Annotated in this window: 3 protein-coding genes; 1 reads left to right on the forward strand and 2 read right to left on the reverse strand. The window is 64.5% G+C overall.

What is annotated here, in order from left to right:
• Positions 1-73 precede the first annotated feature (73 nt).
• The gene (clpB, locus tag OSH05_RS13265) at positions 74-2,671 is read left to right on the forward strand and encodes an ATP-dependent chaperone ClpB (protein ID WP_104219807.1); all 2,598 of its coding nucleotides are present in this window, start codon (positions 74-76) and stop codon (positions 2,669-2,671) included.
• 221 nt (positions 2,672-2,892) lie between these two features.
• On the opposite strand, the gene OSH05_RS13270 is transcribed toward clpB, so the two are convergent.
• Both OSH05_RS13270 and OSH05_RS13275 read right to left on the reverse strand, forming a co-directional pair.
• Positions 2,893-3,972: an OmpA family protein gene (locus tag OSH05_RS13270; protein WP_104219809.1), complete on the reverse strand. Its 1,080-nt coding sequence runs from the start codon at positions 3,970-3,972 to the stop codon at positions 2,893-2,895.
• A gap of 217 nt (positions 3,973-4,189) precedes the next feature.
• A complete protein-coding gene (locus OSH05_RS13275; protein ID WP_104219810.1) occupies positions 4,190-6,310 on the reverse strand; it encodes a M23 family metallopeptidase in 2,121 nt (706 codons plus the stop codon).
• Positions 6,311-6,880 lie beyond the last annotated feature (570 nt).

Raw genomic sequence — 6,880 nt, forward strand, 5'->3', positions numbered from 1 at the left:
CGGCAGTGATGTTTGCAGTTTGAACGGTTCGCCATGCCTTCGGGGTGGCGGGTACGGGTCAGGAGGGACGATCTTGAATTTTGATAACTATTCCGAGCGCGCGAAGGGCTTCATCCAGTCCGCCCAGACGCAGGCGCTCACAAGGGGGCACCAGCAATTCGCTCCCGAGCATCTCTTGAAGGTGCTGCTGGACGACGAGGAAGGTCTTGCCGGCGGTCTGATCGACAGCAGCGGCGGGCGGTCGCGCGAGGTTCTGGCCGCGACCGAACGGGCGCTCGCTGCCATGCCGTCGGTCTCTGGCGGCGGCGCCGGACAGCTCTATCTGGCGCCGGCGCTTGCCAAGGTGTTCGCGCAGGCTGAAGCGCTCGCCAAGAAGGCGGGCGACAGCTTCGTCACGGTCGAGCGGCTACTGCTGGCGCTGGCGCTCGAAAAAGACGCCAAGACCGCGCAGATCCTCAAGGACGGCGGTGTCACCGCGGTCGGGCTCAATCGTTCGATCGAGGCGCTGCGCCAGGGACGCACGGCCGACAGTGCCGGCGCCGAGGGCCAGTATGACGCGCTGAAGAAATATGCGCGTGACCTTACCCAGGTAGCGCGCGACGGAAAGCTCGATCCGGTCATCGGCCGTGACGATGAGATCCGTCGCACGATCCAGGTGCTGTCGCGGCGTACCAAGAACAATCCGGTGCTGATCGGCGAACCGGGTGTCGGCAAGACGGCGATCGCAGAAGGGCTGGCGCTGCGCATCGTCAATGGCGACGTGCCGGAAAGCCTCAAGGACAAGCGCCTGCTCGCGCTTGACATGGGCGCGTTGATTGCCGGTGCGAAATATCGCGGCGAGTTCGAGGAGCGGCTGAAGGCCGTGCTCTCGGAAGTCACGTCGGCCAATGGCGGCATCATCCTGTTCATCGACGAGATGCATACGCTGGTGGGCGCCGGCAAGGCGGATGGAGCGATGGACGCCTCCAACCTCTTGAAGCCCGCTCTGGCCCGCGGCGAACTCCATTGCGTCGGCGCGACCACGCTCGACGAATATCGCAAGCATGTCGAGAAGGACGCGGCGCTGGCCCGCCGGTTCCAGCCGATCTTTGTCGGCGAGCCGACGGTCGAAGACACGATCTCGATCCTGCGCGGCATCAAGGAGAAATATGAGCTGCACCATGGCGTGCGGATCATGGACTCCGCTTTGGTGGCCGCCGCGACATTGTCGAACCGCTACATCACCGACCGCTTCCTGCCGGACAAGGCAATCGACCTGATGGACGAGGCCTCAGCGCGGCTGCGCATGCAGGTCGATTCGAAGCCGGAGGCGCTCGACGAACTCGATCGGCGCGTCATCCAGCTCAAGATCGAGCGCGAGGCGCTGAAGAAGGAGACCGACCAGGCCTCGAAGGACCGGCTGGAGCGGCTGGAGAAGGAACTGACCGACCTCGAAGAGGAATCGGCGGCCTTCACGCAGCGCTGGCATGCCGAGAAGGACAAGCTCTCCTCCGCACAGCGGCTGAAGGAGCAACTTGACCAGGCTCGCAGTGATCTCGAAAAGGCGCAGCGCACGGGCGATCTAGCCAAGGCCGGCGAGCTGGCCTATGGCACGATCCCCGCTCTGGAGCGCCAGCTCGTTGAAGCCGAAAAGGCACAGACGAGCACGATGATGGAAGAGGCCGTGACGCCGGAGCACATCGCGCAGATCGTCGCGCGCTGGACCGGCGTGCCCGTTGACAAGATGCTCGAGGGCGAGCGCGAGAAGCTGCTCCGCATGGAGGATGAGCTCGGCAAGCGGGTCGTCGGCCAGGCTGAGGCGGTGCATGCGGTCTCGACCGCGGTCCGCCGGGCGCGTGCCGGGCTGCAGGATCCAAACCGGCCGATCGGCTCGTTCATGTTCTTAGGCCCGACCGGCGTCGGCAAGACCGAGCTGACCAAAGCCCTGGCGTCGTTTCTGTTCGACGATGAGAGCGCCATGGTTCGGATCGACATGTCCGAATTTATGGAGAAGCACTCGGTCGCCCGGCTGATCGGCGCGCCTCCCGGCTATGTGGGCTATGAAGAAGGCGGGTCCTTGACGGAGGCGGTTCGCCGCCGGCCGTACCAGATCGTTCTCTTCGACGAGATCGAGAAGGCGCATCCCGATGTCTTCAACATCCTGCTGCAGGTGCTCGACGATGGGCGCCTGACGGACGGGCAGGGGCGGACGGTCGATTTCAAGAACACCGTCATCATCATGACCTCGAACCTCGGTTCCGAATATCTCGCCAATCTGCGCGACGATGAGGATGTTGATGCGGTCCGCGAGCAGGTCATGGCGGTGGTGCGGGGGCATTTCCGGCCCGAGTTCCTGAACCGGCTCGACGATATCATCCTGTTCCACCGCCTGAAGCGGGCCGAGATGGGGCGGATCGTTGAGATCCAGCTGAAGCGCCTGCAGAAGCTGCTGGAGGAGCGCAAGGTCGTGCTCGAGCTCGACGATACGGCCAAGGCCTGGCTTGCCGAGAAGGGCTACGACCCGACCTATGGCGCGCGGCCGCTGAAGCGGGTGATCCAGCGCTATGTGCAGGATCCGCTCGCCGACAAGATCCTCGCCGGCGAGATCGCCGATGGCACACGCGTCAAGATCACCTCGGGAACCGACAAGCTGCTGTTCCTGCCGAAAGGCGAGACCGCCAAGGCCGCGTAATATCGGTTGCCTCGTCCTGGGGGGATTCCCTTATGCTGAAAGCCCGGCGGCGACGCCGGGCTTTTCGCTGACTTCAAGCACGTCCATGGATCGTTGCCGTCTGGCTCGCACGGCGCCGGCGATTCGCAGCAGCCAAGCCGAAGCCTCGAGGGCGAAATGGAGCGCGTCGCGGTTCGGCCAGCCGATTGTGCCTGGGCTTCGTTGCGACACCAGTCCCGTGTTCAGTTTGCCTTTACCAAGACGACCCGCCGGTTCTTGGCGCGGCCCTCCTCGGAATCGTTGCTCGCAACCGGGGCCATCATGCCGGCTCCCGCTGCGGTCAGCCGCTTGGCGTCGATTCCGTATGTTTTGACCAGAGCCGTCTTGACCGCCTGCGCGCGCCGCTCGGAGAGGTCGACATTGTGGCCATAGTCGCCGTGATTGTCGGTGTGCCCAACCACCAGGACCGCCATCTTCGGGTCTTGTTCGAGCAACGCCGCGATCTCCTGCAAGGTCGGCGCGGACGCTGCCTTGAGGACGGCTTTGTCGGTGTCGAACAGGATGCCATAGAGGGATATCGAGCCAAGTTGGCTGAGGCCCGATTCCATCTGGGCGGACGTCACGACCACCATTTTCTGGTCGCGCGGCTTGGGTTCGACGACCTGCACCAAGGCGATCGTGCGGCCGTTGAAAGCCTTGCAATAGAGATCGTCGATCAGCGAAAACGTCTGGACGGTGACGTAGGCTTCGCCGCCGTCCTGCGGCAGTTTGGCCGCGAAGAAACGTTGGTCCGTGATCGTCGATGTCAGGGCGCAAGCGCCGTTGGAGAAATCCTCCAGCTTCAGGTCGCGCGCGTGGAAGAAGGTCATCATCAGGCTCATATCGCCGCCGCCGCCCTGTGACGCGCGATCTGCCGCGCCGCCGCAGGCTTCGGTCTTGCATTCGAAAAGCAGCGCGCCCCCCTGATTGGTGATCACCGTCTGGAAGTTGCGCAACACCTCAAGTGGCGATCGGCCCTCGGGAAGCAGATAGGCGATGCGGGTGAGCTTGCCCTCGACCGCCTGGCTCTTTTCCGGGGCATAGACGACGTTATTCTCGACATCGCGCTTGTCCGGATCCGCATCCGGCCTCAACGGCGCCAGCGGTATGGTGAAATCGGTATAGGCGGATTGTTCGTAGCTGACGATCCACGAGCCGTCATAGCGTTGCGTCAGAGGATTGTCCTTGGCGCCGTCAATGTCGGCGTCAGGAAGGGTGGCGTCGGCGTAGGCTACCGTGGAAGACATCACCAAGAGCAGAAGGAGAAATCCTGCCTTGAACATGTGTTTGTCCCTCATCTGCCAACGGAAATATTGATGCGATCGCGATATGATCGCCGGCTCCTGAAAAAATCAAGGGACGGGCCGCTTTCACTCGGCTGTTTGGCAAGCCGGGGCTGGGCGATGAGGTCGGCGCACTCTCCGTGCGTAGGGGGCGTCCCGACAAGCCCCGACTATCGGCTTTGGTCTGGCCCAGCCTCATTTCATGTCGCGGAAAGTTCTAGTTAGGGACCTGATCGTCCGGAATCGCGGCGACCTTGGCGCCGGCTGGAGCCCCGACGAGGCTGTCGATATGGGTGCGCTCCTTCTGGAAGGAGACCAGCATATCGCCCTGCAGGACGCGTCCGCGCGGCAGGCGCACGCGGAGCGGATCGACGGGCTTGGAGTTGATGCGCACCTCGTAGTGGAGGTGCGGTCCCGTCGAGAGGCCGGTAGAACCGACATAACCGATCACCTGGCCTTGGCGGACCTTGGCACCGGGAACGACGCCCTTGGCGAGCGCCGACTGGTGACCGTAAGCCGTCTCATAGCCGTTGGTATGCCGGATCAGCGTGAAACGGCCGTAGCCGGAGGTCCAGCCCGCCTTCTCGACGACGCCGTTGCCGGCGGCCGTGATCGGGGTGCCGCGCGGCGCGGCCCAGTCGACGCCCGGATGCAGGCGGACATAGCCGAGGATCGGGTGCTTGCGGTACCCGAAGGGCGAGCGGAGGATGCCGATCGAGATCGGCTTGCGCACGAGGAACTTCTTGGCACTGCGCCCCTCTTCGTCGAAATAATCGACGACGCCGTCATCCGGCGAGCGATAGCGGTAATAGCGCTTGGTCGTGCCGTCGATCGTGATCGAGGCGTAGAGAATCTCGTCGTCGACGTCACTGCCGCCATCCTCGGGCAGCGAATGGAATACTTCGATGCCGTCGCCGGGCGCCACGCGTGACTGGAAGTCGACATCGTACGAAAAGATGCGGATGAGCTCGGAGATCAGCGGCTCGGGAATCTGCTGCTCGCGCGCCGTCTCATAGATCGATTTGTAGAGCGTCGGCATCGGGCCGTCGTCGGACGGCGCCTCGTCGGCGGTCTCGAACTCGTCAGTCGACGTCTCGGGCTCGTCGGCGCGCACGAAGCTGTCGTCGTCGCGCCGCGCCACCGTCGCCTGATGCACGCCCTCATCATAGATCGAGACGCGCATCGGCCGGACGGTGTCCGCCTCAACGGAGACCTCGATCCGGATCTTCTGTCCCGCATGCAGGCCGGAGAGGTCGACGAGATCCGACATGGCGGTCACAATCGTGGCGCTATCGGCTTCCCCGACACCATTCTCGGTGAGGATCGACTGCAAGGTCTGATTCTTTTCGACCGTCGCGACCCGCTCCTCCGTCTTGGAGCTGGGCGCCGATTTGGCGATGAACGATACATTTTCCGGAACGATCCTCACGCCGAGGGCTGAGAACGGGTCGGCGGGATCGTCGACCGTGAAGCGGCCAGGATCGACATAGGGCATCGCTGCCATCAGCGTGCCATCGCCCTGGCCGGTGCCGGGCGTCGGGAAGGCGGCGCGCGCTGCCGCCTCGGCTTCGTCGTCGGCAAAGCCGGGCTCGTCATCGGCCGGCTTTTCATCGAGCGCCAGGTCGGAGGTCTTGATCGAAACCTCGCCCTCGACATTGGCGCCGTAGATCTGCTCCTGGCCGATGGCGCCGGAGGCGGGACCGTCAGGCGCCGCTGCGACAAGGCCTTCATCGCCGGAACTGCCATCGGCGGCGGCCGTGTCCGCGGTGGCCGCATCGGCGTCCTCGCTGTCGCCGGAGGTTCCCTCATCCTTGATCTCGGCGAGGCTGTCGGCGGCCACCGGGGCTGGCGCCGGATCGGCATCGCCGCCCGCAAGCTTCGCCGGGTCGAAGGGAGGAATATCGCCGAGCCCGGCGATAGAGGTTGCCAGCGTCGTCGTGATCTTGGCAAACGGCTTCATCTTGATGAGGTCGCGGTCGCCCTGGCGGCTCACCGTGCTGACCTGCAATACCTGCCGATCGGAGACGGGCTCGCGCGCCGGACGGATGCGATCGCTCTTCTGTCCCGTGCCGAGGCTATCGATGGCGCTCTGGATGACGCGGCCGATCTCCGGCGGCACCGCCAACTGGTGCCGGCCATCCAGTGCCGCCATCAAGGCGCCGCCCATCAGCACCGTCGACGTCAATCCGGTAAGAACGGTTCCGGTCAGCCAACGCACGCTGACGCTGCGCCGCTGCGGCACGCCGTCGGGCGAGTCGACGGTAAGGGCTGGCTCGCGGCCAAGGTCGATGCCTCCGCCTCCCGAGCCTGCCGCCTGACCGCGTCCCCATCCTCTCACGGTGTCTTCATCCCCGTTCGTCGTCGGCCTTGTGGCCGCCTCTCATCGCCGCTTTGTCGTCCCTGCCTCTGCCGGGGACGAAAACTTGCCGCCGCTCGCCGTTCAAGTCAACGAAGCGCGTCGGGTCTACCGCCGCCCGCCCGGCACCCATCGGCGCGTCGCCCCATAGGAAAGGCTTCGAATCCATCCGAGCCTACCCTCGTGACGTCGCCCCGTTTCATGTCATCAATAAGGCCAGCCTCACTGCATCGCCTCTGCCGCGTCTCTCTATAGAGCGGCAACATGGGCCGTCGCGGCGTCATCAAGGCCGAACCAAAGCGGTGAGGAAGCGCCTCCAGGGGGGGGGCGTACCTCGCGACAAGCCCAGGCGCCCGGCGATGGACCGGTGAGACGCGAAGACGCCCCCTTTCTGCAGAGCCATTGGGAGGACGTCTCGCCGCCTTCACTGGGAACGGAGGCTGAAAGCTGCGTCGCCCGGTTATCCACAGGCGCCAGGGCGCGGAAATGCGGGAATTTGAATTGGAATGTGAAAGGTCGTTGACAGCGGGAAGGGCCCTGTCTATATACCGG

The sequence above is a fragment of the Kaistia algarum genome (genome assembly GCF_026343945.1).
GTDB lineage: Bacteria > Pseudomonadota > Alphaproteobacteria > Rhizobiales > Kaistiaceae > Kaistia > Kaistia algarum.

What these genes read in the sequence shown, in the direction of transcription:
- OSH05_RS13270 (WP_104219809.1), bottom strand. Translation starts at nt 3,972, where the DNA reads ATGTTCAAGGCAGGATTTCTCCTTCTGCTCTTGGTGATGTCTTCCACG.